The following is a 17,260-nucleotide window of genomic DNA, read 5'->3' on the forward strand; positions in this document are numbered from 1 at the left end:
GGCGTCTACCCTGTATCCGGCAGCCACCGCTGCGTCATGGTCAGTCCACACAACCGTCCATGATCGACGGTGGCTGCCCTCGTTCCCACACCGCACCGAGCCACAGCTCAGCCAAGGTCAACAACCCCGGCTGGAGTACTAGTGGCGAGGTGCCGGCGTAGCTGGCGAAGTGGTCGGCGGTCGGGAAGCGGGTGACGGTCACCGACGTGTCCGAGGACTTTTCCGGCGATGATGTGTCCGACGCCGCGGATTTCGGTGATGATTTAGTACGACGCCGGCTGAACTCAGCAAGAGATGAACCGAGCACGGGTCCCGACTGAGCCGGCCCGAGGAGCGTGACGGCTCGATCCGGGGAGATCAATGTGGGCGCTACTCCCGCGGTCGGTGATCATGATCACGGTACGCATTTCATCCCTGGACGTGTCCGACATGCACCGGCGTCGATCCCCGCTCCAAGGAGGCGTCCGGAACGTGCCTTTTGGTCTGACCAACCCTCCCGTTCCCCTAGACTTCAGCCAGGTTATTGCGTTACGCGACATAACGGCGGGTATGCGCGACTGAGTTGTTGGAGTTGAAAGGGGGTCGTGGTGAGGACCAAGACGATGGCGATGCTGGACACGCACCCAGGTGGTGCTGTCTTGGACAGGCAATTGTTGACGCGGTGTATTGAGACTTGCCTGGAGTGCCTGCAGGCATGTACGGCAGACGCGGATGCGGATCTGAGCGAACAGATGGTCGCCGACCTGGTCAAGTGCGCGCGGTTGGACCTCGACTGCGCGGACATGTGCGACACGACGGCCCGGGTGCTCACCCGGCAGACCGGGTACGACCGGAACCTGACCAGAGCAGTCGTACAGGCGTGCGTGCAGGCGTGCAAGGCGTGCGCTGACGAGTGTGAGCGACACGCGCAGATGCATGAGCATTGCCGTGTGACCGCCGAGGTATGCCGCCGTTGCCAGCAGGTCTGCGAGGAAGTGCTGGCCGCCATCGGGTGAAGGTGAATCAGGCCTAAACTAACGACCTCGTGCACGGTTGCGGATCATCGGGTATCGATGATCTTGTTCCCGTCATGGATGGTGCTGCGATCATGATGAATCGTCGGATGACGGGGCTGTCCTGGCTGGTGATCGAGGGTCTGGTTGCTGAGCCGGCGCCGCGCTGGCAGGCCCGGCACCGTGACCGGCTTGCCGCGCGGGCACGTCGGCGTGGGATCGGCGCCGGCGCGAAGCACCGGTTTGCATTCAGGGATCGACCGTTGGCCACGCTAGTGCATCTGCGGCACGGGTTGACCCATGACGTGATGGCCGCCTGGTTCGGAGTGCACCGCTCGACGATCACCCGCAGTGTCGCCGAGGTGCGGCCGCTGCTGGCCGAGCGTGGTTGCCGAGTGCCCGACGGCGTGCGGCTTCGCACCCTCGTCGGATGTGGCGGCGTACCTGGGCCACCACCCGCCGGCGTTGATAGACGCCACCGAGGTGCGGGTCCGCCGACCGGTCGAGGGCCGGGCGGGCCGGGACCGTTTCGTGTCCGGCAAGGCCCGGCTGAACACGATGAAAGCCCTGGTGATCTGCGATCCGGCCGGTCGGCTGTTGTTCTGCGGCGAGACCCGGCCGGGTTCGATGCATGACCTCACCCAGGCGCGGACCGCGGGCCTCGTCGACCTGCTCCTCCACGCGCCAATCGGGGTCCAGGTCCTCGCCGACGCTGGCTACGAATGGCTCGGTACGGACACCGCCGGCGCGGTGATCACCCCGAAACCCAAACCGCGGAAAGGCCAGAATTCGCTGCCGCTGAGCGCCATCGCCGCACACGACGCGGCGCGCAAACGACACTCGTCGCAGCGCATCCGGGTCGAGCATGTCATCGGGCACCTCAAGAACTGGGGGATCCTGGCCCGCTACCACGGCCGACGCGAATCCTTCGACGCCACCATCCGCGCCATCGCCGGCCTTCTGTCCGACCACCAACACACCGACCGCAACGAACACACCACCATGCGACTGAAGGCCCTACCAGCTACCGCCCGCAGCTGATGAATCAGCCAATCTCCGGGACGGCGCCTCCAGCCAATCACGCACGAGGTCGTTAGTCGCCAGGATTGGCTACGACCCAGTGGACAAGACTCGTGTATGCAGCGAGGGCGGTATAGACGTCCTCGCGTAATCCGGCCATGGTGATCAGTTGGGATCCGCAGGTTCGGCGGTCTACAAGGCGCCACTCCACTCGCTGGGTCTTGCCTGGTCCGCCGGTTCGCGGGCGGGCCTCGCCGACGACTCGGGTGATGTTCCCGTGTGCCAACTCGTTTCGACGCCGCACCACGGCCGACAGTTCCTCTCGTGGGAAGCTGCGGTTCGCTTCTGAGGATGGAAGACTTGCCAGAAGCGACTCAACACGATGAAGTCGTTTGCCAATCATCCACTGGTCTAGCTCGCTTCGACGCGTCTCGGGATCATCTGGTTTCTCGAGTTGAAGGATCACGTCACCGAGGAGGTCCTCCAGGACAATGCTCTGCGTGATGACAAGACCTCTTCGTTGATCAAGCGCGCTGCGCTCGGCGATCTCTTCCCAGTCAAGGTCGACCTCGTCGTGGAACGATAGGAGGAGGTCATAGTCTGAGAAGACGTTCAAGGGTTCGTCCGAGCCGTCGTCGAACGACACCTCGACCACGTAAACCGACATTTCCTCAAGGATCCGAACGTTGTCATCGTCCAGCATTCCGGCGTAGGCCCAGTCGACGGTGTACGAACAGGCCAGGTCGGGATAGTCCGGCGTCCGGAAGGCGCAGCGCCAGCCGCTGATTGCTGGAACTAGATCCGAAGTCTTGCGCCACACATCGCCGTGACGGGGGCACCTCATGTGTGTGGCGACCGGAGCAGCCTGCCAGCGACGAAGTAGCGCGACCTGCCCAGCAGTGAACGGTGCATAGACCTTTGGCGTGTCGGTCGGAAGTCCCAGCGCGATTCGGAGCGCCACTCGGTGTCTCCACTACCTCGTATCGGAAGGGCCGCGCCGGGTGACGTTGCGACACGCCCCTTTCCTGCCGCAGCGCCACCACCGTGGACGGCCGTCATTACGGCGTTACCAAGCCGGTAGATCAGCGACATCTGCTCGTGGTCGGGCAGGTTGAAATGCACGATCGGGTGGGGTCGATCGTGCCGGTGGCGGCGAGCTGTTGGGCTTCCCGGGCGTTGCGCACGTAGACCGGGACCGCAGGGGGCAGCCGGTGCAGCGATGCGGGGCTGGGCCGGAGCACCCCGTGTAGCCGCTGGCGAATGCGAATGGCGACGCCGTAGCCGCGGTCCGGGGTGGGGCCTTGGGCATCGAACTCGGGGCGGGCGGCGTGCGTCCTCCACAGCGGTTCCGCGACGGCCTCGCGAAGCTCGCGGATCTGCTCGGCAGACAACTCCCCCCACCACCGGTCCGCGGCCAGTCGCTCGTCCTCCTCCTGGCGCAGCCGCTGCTGCTCGGCGGCGCGTTGCTGTGCCTGCCGCTGCTCCTCCTCGACTTCGCGTCGCTGGCGAGCCTGTTCGGCTTCGGCTGCCCATATGCGCAGTTGCTCATCTCGCCGGGCGGCCTCCTCCGCTGCCCTGATCTCACGTTGCCGTTGCTCGTCTTTGCGTCGGGCCTCGGCTTCGGCTTCGGCTTGCTGCTCGGCCTGACGTTGCTGCTCTTCCCGATGGCGCTTGCGTGCCTCCTGGCGCTGCCGCATCGCCTCGTGCCGGCTCTCGCTGTCAACGTGCGGGCTGGAGGTCCAAACCAGGCGCCGCCGGCGGTAAAGGTCGTCGGCGCCGAACAACACCCGCCGGTATCGGGGGCGGACGTCGTGCACGACGGGCTGCCCTCGCGACGCCCAGCGGACGAAGGCGGTCAGCTCCAGCGTGTCGACGGCGACCCAGGTGCCGTGGTCGAAGTCGAACGCGGACGGACCCTCCACGACGGTCCAGGGCCGGCCCTGCGTGGGTTCGCGGACCCGGATCGACGGCACGTGTCCCATCCACAGGGCCTGCGCGGCCGGACTGACCCAGCACACGCCGACACCGGCGGCGCGGTATCGCTCGGTGCGCTCCTGGATGTCCTCGATAGTGATGGGCGACAGTTGGGCCTCCCAGGCGATGCGTCGGGTGCCGTCGTGCGAGGAGGCGAGCACATCGGCGCGCCATAAGCCATCCGGGGAGCGAACCTCCAGCTCGGCGTGCCAATCAGCGGCCCGTACCGCGGTAGCCAGCTCCAGCTTGAGGAGGTGATGCTCCAGGGACTCGTTCAGCCAGGCGCAGTCGGCGGGGCGTCCGGGGTCATGGGCGAAGTACCGCAGCCCGCGGGCGGACACCTTGGCATGAACCCCATGCCCGCACTCCGGACACCGCAACGCCACCCGCGGCCGAGTCCTGTGCACCGCCGACCAGGTCAGACCGCAGCCGAGGTCGGGCAAGGTGGCGTCGATGCGGCCAGCCTCGGGATGGATCGCCGCGAAGGCCATCTCAACGCCGCCGTCTAAACTTGCCGCAGACAACCGGGCCGCCGTTGGTGACCATCCGGATCTCGCCCACGCGCACCTCTCACCGATGGTCGCGGAAACGCGTATACGTCGAGCATGGCAGAGCGGTGCGACAACATCACTGCTCGCACCTGTCCCCCAGTGGTCAGTCGAAGACCTGGTTGACCGTGACTCGGATGCGGTCGGGGTTGCTGTCGACGATGAGCCACCAGTGGTCGTCATAGGGCACTTCTAGGGCCACCGGCGTGAGGTCGTAGAAGCCGCCGAAGAACTCGTACTCATCGCCGTCGACGTACGCCTGGTACTCGTCGTCGTCCATGAGGCAGACCCTGGCGGTCGAGCCGCGCAGCCCGATCTCGAACACCGCCCCAGTGGCGCACTCACCAAGGTCCCAGTAGAGGTGATCCACACACTATGTGTAATGGATGATGACGCCCCGTAGGAAGTCCTTCCGGGCGTGGTCTTTTCCGCTCCGCAAGCCACGGCCGTACGCGGGGTGCCTGCCGCGTTGATGCCGAGGTCACCACTGCTCGGCAGGTCGCCACCGGCGGCAGTGTTCTCGACTAACGGGTCACCAGTCGTCCTTGGGCATGAAGTTGATGTCGCCGCTGTAGACCGTCCGGTGCACCGCGTCGTCGATTGCGGCTTGCTCGCGATCGGCCCGGCTCTGCGCCGCGCGACGCTGCCCCTCGGCTGGGTCGTTCGCGGCCCGCTGCCTGGCGGCCTTGCCCTGAGCGTGGCGACACTGCCGCTCCGCTGGCGTCACCGAAGCCTCGCCGGCGGAGGCAGCGCGGTCCCGATCGGCCGCGCTCTGCGCCATCCGTCGATCCCGCTCCGTCGGTGGCAGCTTCGCCCAGCGGGACCGTATATCACCCATGACCACATCGTCACCAACCCGGCACGCGCTGTCCAGCGTCCTGCGGTAGCGCCGCGTCGAGGTTGCAGGTGATGCCGTCGCCACGGTGGCGGGCAACTCAGCGCCGAGGTATAGCGAGGTGCCGTCGCCCGGGTCAGTGGTGCAGGCGGCGTAGCAGCGTACCGCCGTAGGTGTGGTCGCGTAGGTAGTCGGCGAGCCCTGCTTGGTCGGCGCCGGATCGCGGTGGTTGCTCGGGTCGCCGGGTGAGGGCGGTCCGGCGGTGCGCGGAAGCGGTATGTGGTCTGCGGTGATGGTGCGGTGGCTCGTCGTCTGGTACCGAACTGGCAGACCGCTCCGGTGTCGCGGTCACCGTGGTCGTATCGCAGAGAGCAACCAGGCGCTGCACATTGGACGGGTTGCCCGATCATGTGTCCGTGCAGGACTACGTCCGTAGCGTTGGTCGCCCTCGGAGGCAAGGTACTTCTGTGCGGTGCCTGCCAGAATGACACGATGGTTGACGACGCGGGTGTCGCGACGCTTCGTGAGATCGTGATCCGGGCCGCCCGCGCGATCGCTGTCGGAAGCACTCATGCCAAGCTCGACGAGGACCTGGTCGAGGTTGGGCTTCCGCCTTCGACGGGCGGTGAGAGCAAAGCCCAGCGCGGCGAGAGCAGTGCCGCGGCCGTTCCGGACGAGCGGCTCCGGGAGGTCGCCGTCGGCCTGGTGAAACGGAACACCGGCCTGCACATGATCGACCGTATGACGGTCCAGGATCTCGTGTGGGCCGACGAGCATCCGCCTCCAATCCCGAAGCGGACACGTCGCGACCTCGCCCGGGCCTTGCCGGGGTCGATCCTGGTCAATCATGCCCAGCGATTCCACAACCTCCTGGCGACCCTCTTTGATCTGGGACGCGGTGACCTCTTCTTCGGCTTCGAGGACACCAGCCTCAGCGGGGAGATCGATCGGCACTTCTACCGCAACGACGACTGGACTGTCGAGCAGTTGTTCGACGAGCTCGGCGCGGTTGATCAGGCATCCGACCGCAGATTCGCCCTCTTCCTCGAAGGCATGGTGTCCGGCGACACCGTGCCGGACGAAGACGCCCAACGCCAGCTGGTCGACGCGATCAATCCGCCGCTGGCCGCCATCGGGCTGGAGCTTCGGGAGACGGGCAACACCGGCGGCTACCCGACCTTCCACCTGGTGGCCACCGGATCCAGGACCGGCCGACCCAAGCAGCTCATCTTCGCGTCCCCGAAGAAGCCCGATCTGCGGCTCATCGACGTCATCGACAGCGACGTCGAGGTGGTGGATCCCACCGGGGAAGTCCTCGTCTACGACCGGCCCATCGGCCCTGCGGGCCTCCGCTGGCGCGACCTGCAAAGTTGGTGGTCGGACACCCGCCAAATCGACGACAACCACCACGCCAAGCGGGGGCTGTACCAGCGGCTCGGCAACAGCGTGCCGCAGGGCTCCCCGCATCAGCTGCTCCTGTTCAAGCTCTACCACGACATCTACCGTGCCGCCCTCCAGGAGCTTCCCGCCCTCCTGCCCGAGGTTTGGCGCCACTGGGACCCGAAAACAATCAAGGCCCGCGGTAAGGACGCGCTGGTGCAGTTCCGCATGGACTTCTTGTTGCTAGCACCGGCGGGCGCCCGAATCGTGCTGGAAGTCGACGGCCAGATGCACTACGCAAGCGAACAGAAAGCCGCAGACGGCCAGCGACGCTGGCTCCCGGATGGCAACGAGTACGCACGTACCGTGGCCGCCAGCCGCGACCTCACCCTTGCCGGCTACGACGTTTATCGGTTCGGCACGAACGAACTCCACGACGAGGGTCAGGCGCGCCCGCTAGTCACGGCCTTCTTCGACAGTCTCTTCCGCAGGCACCACATCGCCCTACCGAGGTAAACGAAACAGGCCCGTCCCCCGGCACGCGACATGAGCGTGCGGGCGATTAAGCAGTGCCGTCGATCTGCCTGAGCCAGTCATGGCAACCGGCGCGGTTTCGATCTGCGGGAAGGCCTGCTTTTTGTCTGCGGCGCGGCCATGTTCGGTACGCGGGTCCGGGGCGTTCGATCTGGGGCGGCAGGCGGAACGACGAGGAACGTCGCCGACCGCCACCTGGCTCCGGCCACACGCAGGTCGGCGATAAGCCGGTGGGGCAGGCGTTCCTCCCTCACCGCTCGGCCGATGCGCCGCATCGACTCGCCCAGCGACTCGTTCCACGGTGTCCCGACGGACGTACCGAGCAGGGCCGTGCCGGTGCCCTCGGCAGTTAACGGCCCTGTGGCGAGGCACGTCCGCGAATCTCAAGCACGCGAGCACAGCAGCATGCTTTTGCGACCAGCATTTGAGCGACCTAGACAGAATAGCCGCAGGTCACCGGCACAGCGCCAAACAGGCAGAGCAGTGGCTTACCCAGCTTCCCGCCTGGACCGCGACGGACCATCAGGTCCTGGACGACTTCTCGTCAAGGATCGCAACGAAGTGGTCCGCCAAGTGCCGGCAAAGCACCGAGACCTGGGTACACGACCTCGCAAAGGGACCGGCGAGTGGGCGGACCACCGGACCGCCTGCCATCAGTCGGTCCGCGAGCCGTGACCCGGGGCCACCCACTCGTGATTTGAACACCGGTAGCGCCGAGACCCAGCCGCGCTGCTCCCAATCTGCTCCCAATGTAAGCGGCACATGCGGCAAAGCCCGTTACCGGCTATCTCGGCAACGGGCTTCTGACCTGCACGAACTGAGAGTGGGCGATGCTGGTATCGAACCAGCGACCTCTTCGGTGTGAACGAAGCGCTCTAAACCCCGGAAGCAGCCCAAGCCGTTCCAACGAGTCAACCCCGCGTTGGCACCTGGAGGGTTCTCCCTTAGCGTCCGAGCATGCGATACCTCACCCGAACGTTCGCCCTCGGCACGCTCGGTCGTGGCAAGGAAGTCGAGCAGTTCATTGGACCCGTCAGCGTGGCGGGTAGTCCGGGTGTCCGCTGGGTCTCTGTCTGGCCCTGGCAACAGGGCTACAGCGTTTCGGTCCACGACGTGCAGGGCCTAGACGACGAGCGCTACCGGGATCTCCCCACATTCCCGCCACTCGACCCGGAAGACGACGACGAAACGGGCTCCGGCCGCTTCGTCGGTCATGTTGCAAGTGCGGCCGAGGCGTTGGAGTTGGCCGAGCGTGCAACAGGAGCCTCCCCGCACCGCTGGGTAACCCATGGCGTCGCTGGGGATGAGTACGCAGATTTTGTGCTCACGAGACGTAGCCAACACCAGCCCTGACTCAGCTTCGAAGCTGCCTAACCCAACCCTGAAGTCGAAATACTCCGGGCCGTGCTCGTGCCCAACCAGCACCCGCTTCTGACAGCCGAGCCACCGCCCCGCCCCATCTCACCCGACGAAGCCAACGGACATGACAACCGCGTAGAGCAACTCGCCCCGCCCTGCCCTGATCGAAGTGAGCGGCCGATGCCTCAGGGCGCCGGCCGCTTCTTCATGCCTCCCTGCACAACCCCAGCACATGACCAACTCTCGGAGGACCATTCCCATGACAACCCACCCAGCCGCTCCGGTGCCAATCACCCACACACCGAACTACAGGGCCGCAGCTCCGCCTGCCGACGGCGCCCGCACAGGCGTCGCCCACGAGTCTGCAGCTAACCGGACCGGAATAGCGGAAGCCAAGAGGCCAGCGACGCACGGATCCTGGCGAGTGTCTCGACCGGGTCGACCGCCGGACGGAGGCGCATGACGCAGCCATCCGGTCACGAACGTCAGCAGCCTGGACGGCCCGGCCTCGCATCGGCGGCCGCACGGGACAAGCAACTTGACCAGCCCGGCGAAGGCAACGGTTCATGGACGGTCGACAAGGTCGACGGCAGCGCAACGACCGGGGTCAACAGCGTGGCGGCTCCCGTCCAGCCACCTGAGCTGCATCCCGGTGCAGCTGCTGCCCTACCGAAGCTGCTCAAACGGTTCAACGACCACCGCACGGACAACTCGAAGCAGGAGAATGGATGACCTCCCCTCAACCACAAGCCTTTGCCTTCTACGGTCGCGTATCGACCGAGGACAACCAGGACCCCGAATCGTCGCGGAGCTGGCAACTCACCCGGGCGACAGCCCTCATCCAGCCCCACGGTGGGCGCATCGTCACCGAGTACTTCGACGTCGGTCAGAGCCGTTCCCTGCCCTGGCAACGCCGAACCCGCGCCAACATCCTCCTGACGGCGCTGCGCAACCCGCGGCGCGGGTTCTCCGCCGTCGTCGTCGGTGAACCCCACCGGGCCTTTTACGGCAACCAGTTCGGTCTCACGGTGCCGCTCTTCGCGCACTACGGCGTCGAGCTCTGGGTGCCAGAGATCGGCGGCGCCATCGACCCCGACAATGAGGCACACGAACTCGTCATGTCCGTCTTCGGCGGCATGAGCAAGGGGCGAACGTAACCGCATCAAACTCCGCGTCCGCACAGCCATGGCCGCTCAGACCCTCCTCGAGGGGCGCTACCTCGGCGGGCGCCCACCCTACGGCTACACGCTCCGTGATCTCGGCCCCCACCCCAACCCTGCCAAGGCCGCCGACGGCAAACGCCTCAAGGGCCTCACACCCGACGAGCAGACCGCGCCGATCGTCCGGCAGATCTTCACTGAGTTCGTCTCCGGTATCGGCCTCTTCGCCATCGCCGAGGGTCTCACCTCCAATCATGTGCCCTGCCCCTCGGCGCACGACCGCGCTCGCAACAGGCACCGCAGCGGCATCGCCTGGTCCAAGAGCGCTGTCCGCGTCATCCTCACCAACCCCCGCTACACCGGGCGGCAAGTGTGGAACAAGCAACGCACCGACGAGGTGCTGCTCGACGTCGACGACGTGGCCATGGGTCACACCGGTGTCATGCGCTGGAACGCTCGTGACAAGTGGGTCGTCTCGAAGGAGATCACCCACGAACCACTCATCGCCGACGCGACATTTGAGCAGGCCCAAGCGATCTTGCAACGGCGTGGAAGGGGCGTCGGCGGCCAACACGTCCGGCAGCGCACTCGCAACCCGTACGTCTTCCGCGGCCTCATCTACTGCGCCGCCTGCGACCGACGCATGCAGGGCCAATACAGCCACGGCGACGCCTACTACCGCTGCCGATTCCCCCAGGAATACGCACTCGCCAACCAGGTCCATCACCCCAGCAACGTGTACCTCCGCGAGGACACCCTTACCGACCCGCTCGACACCTGGCTGGCCTCCGCCTTCACACCCCACCGCATCGAACAGACCATCACCGCGATGACCGACGCCCAGCCACCGAACCAACCACCACCACTCGCCGCAGCGGCCCAGACGATCATCACCGAATGCGATGCCAAGCTAGAGCGCTACCGAGCCGCCCTCGACGCCGGCGCGGACCCCGCAGTAGTGACCGAATGGATCTCACAAACCCAAGCCGAACGCGCCCGCGCCGAAGCAGATCTCCACACCCACTCGAGCAACCGCCCACGCCGCATGAGCCGAACCGAGATCAAAGACCTAGTCCAAGCACTCGGCGACATCGCCACCGTACTTCGCGACGCCGACCCCACCGACAAGGCCGAGGTCTACCAGCAATTAGGACTCCGGCTCACCTACCAACCCGAAACGCAAACGGTGCGCGCTGCAGTCGATCTCAGCGCGCACCGTGGGGCAATGGTTTGTGTCCGAGGGGCGACGTCGACCAGAAATCCATGATCGCCATCAACGGCGACCTGCAACTGGCACCCAGATAGCGGCAGCCGGCCGGCTGCCCGTCGTTCGCCGGACGGTTCGACGGGGGACGTCCCCGACCACTGGATCAACGCCAGCGGGTCATCCGGCTCGGGTGGTTCCCGGGCCGGATGAGCCGCGGCGCGTTGCCTGGTCAGGGTCGGCTGGCTCCGCTCGAACGGGCGGTCGAGCAGTCGGAGGAGTCCGGCGTCCCGCGATTCCCGCAAGACGACTCGATGACGTGGCCGGGATGAGCGAGGTTGCCACTGGTCAGGCCGGATGCGCAGTGGTGAATCGTTCGGCCGCGTCCCAAAGTTCGCCTTCGCGCAGCGGGTCGTAGGACTCGTCGGAGGACCGGACCACCCGGCCGCGGTCGACGTAGGATCCGGTCGGTGCCTTGGTCGTGCCGAGGACGACGTCGGCGAGGTACCGCCCCGCGGCGCTGCGGCTGGTCGCGAAGGGGGTGAGGGTCATCGCCGGCATGATGCGCCGCATCGCGAACCTGGAGACGGGGTCGGCGTTGCGGGCGAGGTCGGTGCCGGGGACGAACCCCGGGTTGTAGGCGACGACGTCGATCCCGGCCGGCAGGCGGCGCGCGTACTCGTGCACGAGGTAGATGGCGGCGAGCTTGCTGGTCGAGTAGGCGGTTCGTCCGCCGGTCGTGGTGTCCGGCTTTGGGAACGCGCCCGTGCGGGCGAGGACGTCCGGCGACCGCCAGGCCGGGCCGGGCACCATGCCCATGTTGTGTTTGAAGTCACCGAAATGGGTGTCACTGACGGTGATCACGATCCGGGCAGGGAAGGCGAAGCAGTCCTCCAGCAGGCGGACGAACACGTGATTGGCCAGCACGTTGACGGCGAAAGTGGCCTCGAACCCGTCGGGCCCTTCGGTGAGCGCGTTCGTGTACTGCATGCCCGCGTTGCCCACGAAGCCGCGCAGCGGCGGCAGATCACCGCTGTTGAGCCGATCCCGGATCTCGGTGGCGGCCGACCGGACGCTCTCAAGCGAGCCGAGGTCCGCCGCGACATACGAGACCGTGCGCCCGCCCGCGCTCAATTCCGCCGACAGGCGTGCACCAGAGGACCCGCGGGCGACGACGAGCAAATGCACGTCCGGCCACTCACGAAGGATGCGCTCCGCGGCGACACGGCCGATCCCGCGACTCGCGCCGGTCATCACGATGGTGCCATTCATGGCAGGCTCCTTGCTGGCCATCAGGTGTACGCCCGGCCGGACGCAGCACCAGCGTCGGTTGACGCTTCACGATCCGCTTGGGGCGTACGTTCCTCGGGCGCCACGTCACCGTCCCACGGCGGCCGAAGTGGCGACCGGTGTGGATTCCCGGCGCTGTTGACGGCGGGCCAACGGTGTCAGCGTGCGTTGGACGATGAAGTACTCGGCCACGAGCACGTTGCCCAGGATGGACGCCCACACGCTGGCGGTGTAGATCTCGTCGAACTGCAGCGAGGTGAACGACTGCTTCAGCTGCAAACCGATGAGCAGGTAGATGCGCAAGGTCACCGCAGCGTACGTCAGGGCGTAGTTGCGGATCATCCAGACCCGGTGCAGTTGCACCTCACCGCGGCGGATGCACCGGTAGGCCATGGCCAGCGTGTACAGCCAGGCCGCCACGAGTAGGTAGAACGCGACCTGGATCGCGAAGCCGCCGAGCGTGACCGTGGCGGCGTACACGGCCGCGGCGGAGGCGATCACGACGGAGATCAGGTAGACCCGGCCCGCGATCCGGTGCAGCGTGGGCTTGCGGACGCGTAGCTGGGTGACGAACTGCAACGGCCCGATGATCAAGGCAAGGCCAGCGGGAAGGGCGTGCACGGCGAGGGACACGAAGTGCAGCGGCACGTCCTGGTCGATCGGTACGTTGCTGTTGGCCGGGTTCCCGGTCAGGTACGGCGGCACCGCATAGGCGGCGATGCCGATCGCGGACATGGCCATCAGCCCCCACAGGGCCCACCGTTGGCGGCGGCGGGCGATCTTAGAGACGGATGAAGCGGTCATGCGGTACTCCGATACTGGTGAGTGATAGGTGGCTCGTTACCGGTCAGCCGCGCCATGGCGAGCGGTTCGGTGGCGAACAGGTCGCGGGTGAGGCGTAGCCCGGCGCGGAGCCGTTGCCGGTCGGCAAGAGCCGACAGAAACGGCGGGTCCGTGACAGATGTATCGTTTGTGTCCGGCGACGCCAGGACCTCGATTCCCGGCTCGTCCAGGTAAGAAGGCGCAGGTCATCACCGGTTCTTCCAGCACGGTCGCCTCCGGTGTCCTGGAAACGGGGTGAGGGTGAGCTGGAGGCCGGTGGCGGAAATGGCTCTCGCTGCTGCGCAGCACCGCACCCGCCTGAGGCGGCGTGGCCGGGCGATCGGCGCCGGAACAGTCGGTAGGCGCAGTGACCGGCCGGGGCGGAACACCTTCATCGACCCGAACCGCTACCGCCAAGCCCTTGCGCCGACGGCACCCTGCGCCCGCCAAGGTCGTTGCGGGGTGATGACGTCTGGCCACGCCGCGGCTCCGAACATCTGGCTGAACGCCGTGCCCGATGTGGTCATCGCCGGCTCCAGACCGGTGCCGGCGTCCTGCGCCGTCATCTCGCTGCCGACCCGAGTCATTCGCCGCAGCGATCTCGGCAACCTCATGCTCAGTAAGCGTCACACCGGAAACGCTACGAAGATCAAAACCAGAAGGCTTGTACGTCCGCGCGACAAACTTTGCCCTCCGTGCAACGCCTGTCGAAGCCGCAGTGACGCCCACGATAGCCGTGACGGGCGGAGGTGTGTTTTCTCTCCCAGTGGTACGCCGCACCGCGCCGTCCCGCACCACATGTCCAGGGCCCGGTTCACTCTGGCCTGGCTGAGGCCAACCGTGCGGGTGTGGTCCTTCTGCCGTCGGCGGCGGGCGCCGGAGGCGAGCAGCCGCCACGCCGCCAGTGCCACGTGTTATCGGTTCGCCCGTTGCCAGTCGCGTGCGCTCATGCTGTACGCGGCGCGGAAGCGCCGGCTGAAGTGGGTGGCGTCGGTGAAGCCCCAGCGGCGTGCCGTCGCGGTGATCGACCGGGTGCTGGGTAGCGCTAGTTCCCGGCCGGCGGCTTCGAGCCGCTCGTGCGTGATCCACTGGGTTAGGGTGAGCGGCTGGTCTCGCCATAGGTGGTAGAGGGTGCGTACCGACATGCCGTGCGCGGCCGCGATGCGCTGCGGGCTGAGCTCCGCTTCGCCGAGGTGTTGCAGGATCCAGTGCCGAACGTGGGGCAGGCGGTCGTCGCCGGCCGGGGCGGGATCGTCGGCGGCGGCGAGGATCAGCGCGCGGACGAGGTTGGCGGTGGCATTACCGACCAGGGCCGCCGCGCCCGGTAGCCGGTCGATCGCGTCGACGTCGGCGCGCAGCTGCTGCAGATGACTGCGCAGCAGCCCGTAGGTGACCGAATCACGGTCGATACGGCGGGCGGCGCGGCGGATCGTTTCGACCGGCAGGCCCAGCCGGGCGTGGTCGACCTGTACCGCGAACGACCCGCCCTCACCGCTCCACCAGTAGTCGTACGGCGCGGTGAGGTCGACCAGCATCAGCTCGCCCACGTCGACCGTACGGATCGCGTCGTCCTGCCGGTAGTGGCCACGCCCGGCGGTCTGGATGGCGAGCGCGACCAGCTCGGGGGCGGCGGTGCGCAGCTGGGCGGGGCCGCGGGTCAGCCGCAGCCCGGAGCCTTCGTGCGCGTAAACCCGCGAGGTGGTGCCAAGCTGCCAGTAGCCGAGCCGAGCGTGGAAACCATCGGTTTCCTCGAGCTGAACACCGGACGGAACCGTGGCGTGCAGGACGGCCTCCCGCACGGCCGCGGCCCGGTCCTCCGGTGGCAGGTCACGGGTGTCCAGGTGGATGGCCATTGGTTACGACCCGGTCCGCCAGTCCCGCGGCGGCATGCCGAACGCCTGCCGGAACCGGCGGGTGAAGTGGCTGGAGTCGGCGAAGCCCCATTCGTGCGCGATGGCCGCGATCGGACGGCCGGAGGTCAGCGCGTCGCGGGCGCCCGCCAACCGCTCCGCCATGATCCACTGCTCCAGGCTGCTGTCCGTCGCGGCGGACCAGATTGCGTGCAGGTGCCGTACGGAGATGTTGTGGTGCGTGGCGATCCTGGCCGGGGTCAAATCGGGATCGGTCAGGTGTGCCCGGATGTACCGGGTGATCCTGGCCGGCAGCGTGTCGTGCATAGCCTGCCGGTGCGCGGCGCCACCCTGAGCGGCCAGGAGGAAGGCGCGGGCCAGATCGGCGGTCGCAGCGCCGACCGCCGCCGCGGCCGGGGACGTCGACAGCCGCTCGGCGTGGTTCACGACGTACGAGACATGCTCCCGAAGCAGCCCGAGCAACGGGTTGGCCAGGAAGGTCCGTCCCGCGAGCTGGATATGGTCGACGCCGAGCCCGAATGTGCCGAGGTCGAACCCGACCGACCGGGTACCGCCGTCACCGACGCGCTGGTAGTCGTGCTCGCCAGTGAGGTCGGTCATGAGCAGGTCGCCCCGGCCGAGTTCGCGCTCCTGTCCGAAGCCGCGGCTGCGGCCCCATCCCCGCTCGTGAACAGCGAAGCTGACCTGGTCCGGCGGCCCCAGCCGGACGTGCCGTGCGGTCTGTGTGAGCCGCATCCCCGTGCCGTGGTACGAGAAGGCGTGCGCGCCCGCGCCGAGCGGCCAGAACTCGACGTGGGCCCGGACGGTTGGCCCGGGATCCTGCAGGCTGACGTCCACCGAGCCGCAGCCGACCTCGGTCGAAGAGAGGATCGCGTCGAGCCGCTCACGCTCGGCGAGGTCGTCGGTTTCCAGGATCACGGGCACGTCTGGCAACCTATCCGAGCCGTATCTCATCTTTTGTTGCGGGTTGTCGGTCACTGGTGCAGGACGACGTGCAGGACCGCGGTCGCCTGCGCGACAGCGGCCTTCGCCGCGTGTGTATCGTGCAGGGCGTTGAGCATCACGAAGTCGTGGATGACGCCCTGGTACCGCACGGCGGTCACCGGCACGCCCGCGTTCCGCGGTTTGGCCGCGTACGCCTCGCCTTCGTCACGCAGCACGTTCGCGTCGGCCGTGATGACGAGCGCCGGCGGCAGTCCGCGCAGGTCGTCGAGGGCCGCCCGTAAGGGCGAGGCGGTGATCTGGTTGCGTTGCTTCTCGTCGGTGGTGTTCTGGTCCCAGAACCACTGCATGCCGTCGCGGCGCAGGAAGTAGCCCTCGACGAAGGTGTGGTACGACTCGGTGTCGAAGGTCGCGTCGGTGACCGGGTGGAACAGCACCTGCTGGGCGAAGGAGACGTCGCCGCGCTCCTTGGCGAGCAGGGTCAGCGCCGCGCTCATGTTGCCGCCGACCGAGTCGCCGGCGATCGCGATCCGGGAGGCGTCGAGGCCGTGCTCGCCGTTGTGGGCGACGACCCACGTCGCCACGGTCCAGCACTGCTCGATCGCCACCGGGTGGCGCACTTCGGGAGAGCGGTCGTGCTCGGGGAGGACCACCGTGGCGTTGGCGCCGATCGCCAGGTCGCGCACGAGCCGGTCGTGGGTGTGCGCGTTGCACAAGACCCAGCCGGCGCCGTGGATGTAGAGGATCACCGGCAGGTCGCCGGTGGCGCCCTTGGGCCGTACGATCTGGGCCACACATAGAGGCGCTCTAGCGTCTCCCGCCCGCGTCCAGGTCTCCGGACGGCACTGATGCTCCTATGACGCTGCTATGTCCTGTCAAGCGTTGATGGGGTTGGGGGGACTGCCCCGGGTTTGGTTGACCCGTGGGGTTGAGTGGTTCAGGCCGCGTGTGCGGGCCTGTTGATTGTCTCAAACTCGATGGGCGTGAGCCGTCCGAGGCGTCGTTGCCGCCGGCGGCGGTGGTAGGTCCGTTCGATCCAGGTCACGATGGCCAGGCGTAGCTCGTGGCGGGTGTGCCAGCGTTGCCGATCCAGGACGTTGCGTTGCAGCAGGGCGAAGAACGACTCCATCGCGGCGTTGTCCCCGCAGGCGCCGACGCGGCCCATCGAGCCGACCAATCCGTTGCGGTGCAAAGCTTTCACGAACTTCCGAGATCGGAACTGGGCGAGTTCAATCGGTCGTTGCAACACGGGGCTGTTGTAGTGAGCGTAGTTGCTCGGCGAAGACCTCGGCCGGGGTCTTCCAGCCAAGGATCTTGCGGGGCCGGTTG

Annotated in this window: 17 protein-coding genes, 1 tRNA gene and 1 pseudogene; 7 read left to right on the plus strand and 12 right to left on the minus strand. The window is 67.1% G+C overall.

Features of this window, described 5'->3' with window-relative positions; all coding sequences use genetic code 11:
* Nucleotides 1-40: 40 nt before the first annotated feature.
* A complete protein-coding gene (locus ACWD5O_RS35075) occupies nucleotides 41-202 on the minus strand; it encodes a hypothetical protein (protein WP_450087945.1) in 162 nt (53 codons plus the stop codon).
* A gap of 400 nt (nucleotides 203-602) precedes the next feature.
* Here ACWD5O_RS35075 and ACWD5O_RS35080 point away from each other — a divergent pair, with 400 nt between their 5' ends.
* Nucleotides 603-995, plus strand: coding sequence for a four-helix bundle copper-binding protein (locus ACWD5O_RS35080; RefSeq protein WP_387328059.1), 393 nt, complete (start codon nucleotides 603-605; stop codon nucleotides 993-995).
* Nucleotides 996-1,475: 480 nt separating this feature from the next.
* Entirely contained in the window at nucleotides 1,476-2,033 is a 558-nt protein-coding gene (locus tag ACWD5O_RS35085) for a transposase family protein (protein ID WP_450087949.1), read from the plus strand.
* A 52-nt stretch (nucleotides 2,034-2,085) separates the two neighbouring features.
* Here ACWD5O_RS35085 and ACWD5O_RS35090 read toward each other — a convergent pair whose 3' ends face one another.
* The 4 genes from ACWD5O_RS35090 to ACWD5O_RS35105 all read right to left on the minus strand — a co-directional run bounded on the left by ACWD5O_RS35090 (nucleotide 2,086) and on the right by ACWD5O_RS35105 (nucleotide 5,372).
* Nucleotides 2,086-2,973, minus strand: a complete 888-nt coding sequence (locus ACWD5O_RS35090; protein WP_450087946.1) for a hypothetical protein — start codon at nucleotides 2,971-2,973, stop codon at nucleotides 2,086-2,088.
* A gap of 121 nt (nucleotides 2,974-3,094) precedes the next feature.
* Complete coding sequence (locus tag ACWD5O_RS35095; RefSeq protein ID WP_387329847.1) at nucleotides 3,095-4,477, minus strand: competence protein CoiA family protein; 1,383 nt, start codon at nucleotides 4,475-4,477, stop codon at nucleotides 3,095-3,097.
* Between the two features lie 163 nt (nucleotides 4,478-4,640).
* Complete coding sequence (locus ACWD5O_RS35100) at nucleotides 4,641-4,904, minus strand: DUF1883 domain-containing protein (protein ID WP_387329844.1); 264 nt, start codon at nucleotides 4,902-4,904, stop codon at nucleotides 4,641-4,643.
* 162 nt (nucleotides 4,905-5,066) lie between these two features.
* Nucleotides 5,067-5,372, minus strand: coding sequence for a hypothetical protein (locus tag ACWD5O_RS35105; protein WP_450087947.1), 306 nt, complete (start codon nucleotides 5,370-5,372; stop codon nucleotides 5,067-5,069).
* Between the two features lie 489 nt (nucleotides 5,373-5,861).
* On the opposite strand from ACWD5O_RS35105, the gene ACWD5O_RS35110 reads away from it, so the two are divergent.
* Nucleotides 5,862-7,265 (plus strand): AbiJ-related protein, encoded by a 1,404-nt coding sequence (locus ACWD5O_RS35110; RefSeq protein WP_387329838.1) that lies wholly within the window; start codon nucleotides 5,862-5,864, stop codon nucleotides 7,263-7,265.
* An 842-nt stretch (nucleotides 7,266-8,107) separates the two neighbouring features.
* Here the strand turns inward: ACWD5O_RS35110 and ACWD5O_RS35115 are convergent.
* Nucleotides 8,108-8,178: transfer RNA gene (locus tag ACWD5O_RS35115), tRNA-Val, on the minus strand.
* 62 nt (nucleotides 8,179-8,240) lie between these two features.
* Between ACWD5O_RS35115 and ACWD5O_RS35120 the strand changes: the two genes are divergently transcribed.
* The 4 genes from ACWD5O_RS35120 to ACWD5O_RS35135 all read left to right on the plus strand — a co-directional run bounded on the left by ACWD5O_RS35120 (nucleotide 8,241) and on the right by ACWD5O_RS35135 (nucleotide 11,069).
* Nucleotides 8,241-8,636, plus strand: coding sequence for a hypothetical protein (locus ACWD5O_RS35120; RefSeq protein WP_387329835.1), 396 nt, complete (start codon nucleotides 8,241-8,243; stop codon nucleotides 8,634-8,636).
* Nucleotides 8,637-9,101: 465 nt separating this feature from the next.
* A complete protein-coding gene (locus tag ACWD5O_RS35125) occupies nucleotides 9,102-9,374 on the plus strand; it encodes a hypothetical protein (RefSeq protein ID WP_387329832.1) in 273 nt (90 codons plus the stop codon).
* Nucleotides 9,371-9,799 (plus strand): recombinase family protein, encoded by a 429-nt coding sequence (locus ACWD5O_RS35130; protein ID WP_387329829.1) that lies wholly within the window; start codon nucleotides 9,371-9,373, stop codon nucleotides 9,797-9,799. Before ACWD5O_RS35125 ends, ACWD5O_RS35130 begins: the two co-directional genes overlap by 4 nt.
* A 28-nt stretch (nucleotides 9,800-9,827) precedes the next feature.
* Nucleotides 9,828-11,069 (plus strand): recombinase family protein, encoded by a 1,242-nt coding sequence (locus ACWD5O_RS35135; RefSeq protein WP_450087948.1) that lies wholly within the window; start codon nucleotides 9,828-9,830, stop codon nucleotides 11,067-11,069.
* 285 nt (nucleotides 11,070-11,354) lie between these two features.
* Here ACWD5O_RS35135 and ACWD5O_RS35140 read toward each other — a convergent pair whose 3' ends face one another.
* The 6 genes and pseudogenes from ACWD5O_RS35140 to ACWD5O_RS35165 form a co-directional block, all read right to left on the minus strand.
* The gene (locus ACWD5O_RS35140) at nucleotides 11,355-12,299 is read right to left on the minus strand and encodes an SDR family NAD(P)-dependent oxidoreductase (protein WP_354968702.1); all 945 of its coding nucleotides are present in this window, start codon (nucleotides 12,297-12,299) and stop codon (nucleotides 11,355-11,357) included.
* A gap of 84 nt (nucleotides 12,300-12,383) precedes the next feature.
* Complete coding sequence (locus ACWD5O_RS35145) at nucleotides 12,384-13,100, minus strand: DUF2306 domain-containing protein (RefSeq protein WP_354968703.1); 717 nt, start codon at nucleotides 13,098-13,100, stop codon at nucleotides 12,384-12,386.
* A 932-nt stretch (nucleotides 13,101-14,032) separates the two neighbouring features.
* Entirely contained in the window at nucleotides 14,033-14,971 is a 939-nt protein-coding gene (locus ACWD5O_RS35150; protein ID WP_354968704.1) for an AraC-like ligand-binding domain-containing protein, read from the minus strand.
* Between the two features lie 3 nt (nucleotides 14,972-14,974).
* The gene (locus ACWD5O_RS35155; RefSeq protein ID WP_387329817.1) at nucleotides 14,975-15,913 is read right to left on the minus strand and encodes a helix-turn-helix transcriptional regulator; all 939 of its coding nucleotides are present in this window, start codon (nucleotides 15,911-15,913) and stop codon (nucleotides 14,975-14,977) included.
* Nucleotides 15,914-15,963: 50 nt separating this feature from the next.
* Entirely contained in the window at nucleotides 15,964-16,725 is a 762-nt protein-coding gene (locus ACWD5O_RS35160; protein ID WP_354968706.1) for an alpha/beta hydrolase, read from the minus strand.
* Between the two features lie 143 nt (nucleotides 16,726-16,868).
* Nucleotides 16,869-17,156, minus strand: a pseudogene (locus ACWD5O_RS35165) (integrase core domain-containing protein); the annotation flags it as partial.
* Between the last annotated feature and the right edge of the window lie 104 nt (nucleotides 17,157-17,260).

It is taken from the genome of Micromonospora sp. NPDC005161, assembly GCF_053599855.1.

Coding starts and splice junctions, on each gene's coding strand:
- ACWD5O_RS35135 (WP_450087948.1), top strand. CDS start 9,828: ATGGCCGCTCAGACCCTCCTCGAGGGGCGCTACCTCGGCGGGCGCCCA.
- ACWD5O_RS35110 (WP_387329838.1), top strand. CDS start 5,862: ATGGTTGACGACGCGGGTGTCGCGACGCTTCGTGAGATCGTGATCCGG.
- ACWD5O_RS35145 (WP_354968703.1), bottom strand. CDS start 13,100: ATGACCGCTTCATCCGTCTCTAAGATCGCCCGCCGCCGCCAACGGTGG.
- ACWD5O_RS35120 (WP_387329835.1), top strand. CDS start 8,241: ATGCGATACCTCACCCGAACGTTCGCCCTCGGCACGCTCGGTCGTGGC.
- ACWD5O_RS35080 (WP_387328059.1), top strand. CDS start 603: ATGGCGATGCTGGACACGCACCCAGGTGGTGCTGTCTTGGACAGGCAA.
- ACWD5O_RS35130 (WP_387329829.1), top strand. CDS start 9,371: ATGACCTCCCCTCAACCACAAGCCTTTGCCTTCTACGGTCGCGTATCG.
- ACWD5O_RS35105 (WP_450087947.1), bottom strand. CDS start 5,372: ATGGGTGATATACGGTCCCGCTGGGCGAAGCTGCCACCGACGGAGCGG.
- ACWD5O_RS35150 (WP_354968704.1), bottom strand. CDS start 14,971: ATGGCCATCCACCTGGACACCCGTGACCTGCCACCGGAGGACCGGGCC.
- ACWD5O_RS35140 (WP_354968702.1), bottom strand. CDS start 12,299: ATGGCCAGCAAGGAGCCTGCCATGAATGGCACCATCGTGATGACCGGC.
- ACWD5O_RS35125 (WP_387329832.1), top strand. CDS start 9,102: ATGACGCAGCCATCCGGTCACGAACGTCAGCAGCCTGGACGGCCCGGC.
- ACWD5O_RS35095 (WP_387329847.1), bottom strand. CDS start 4,477: ATGGCCTTCGCGGCGATCCATCCCGAGGCTGGCCGCATCGACGCCACC.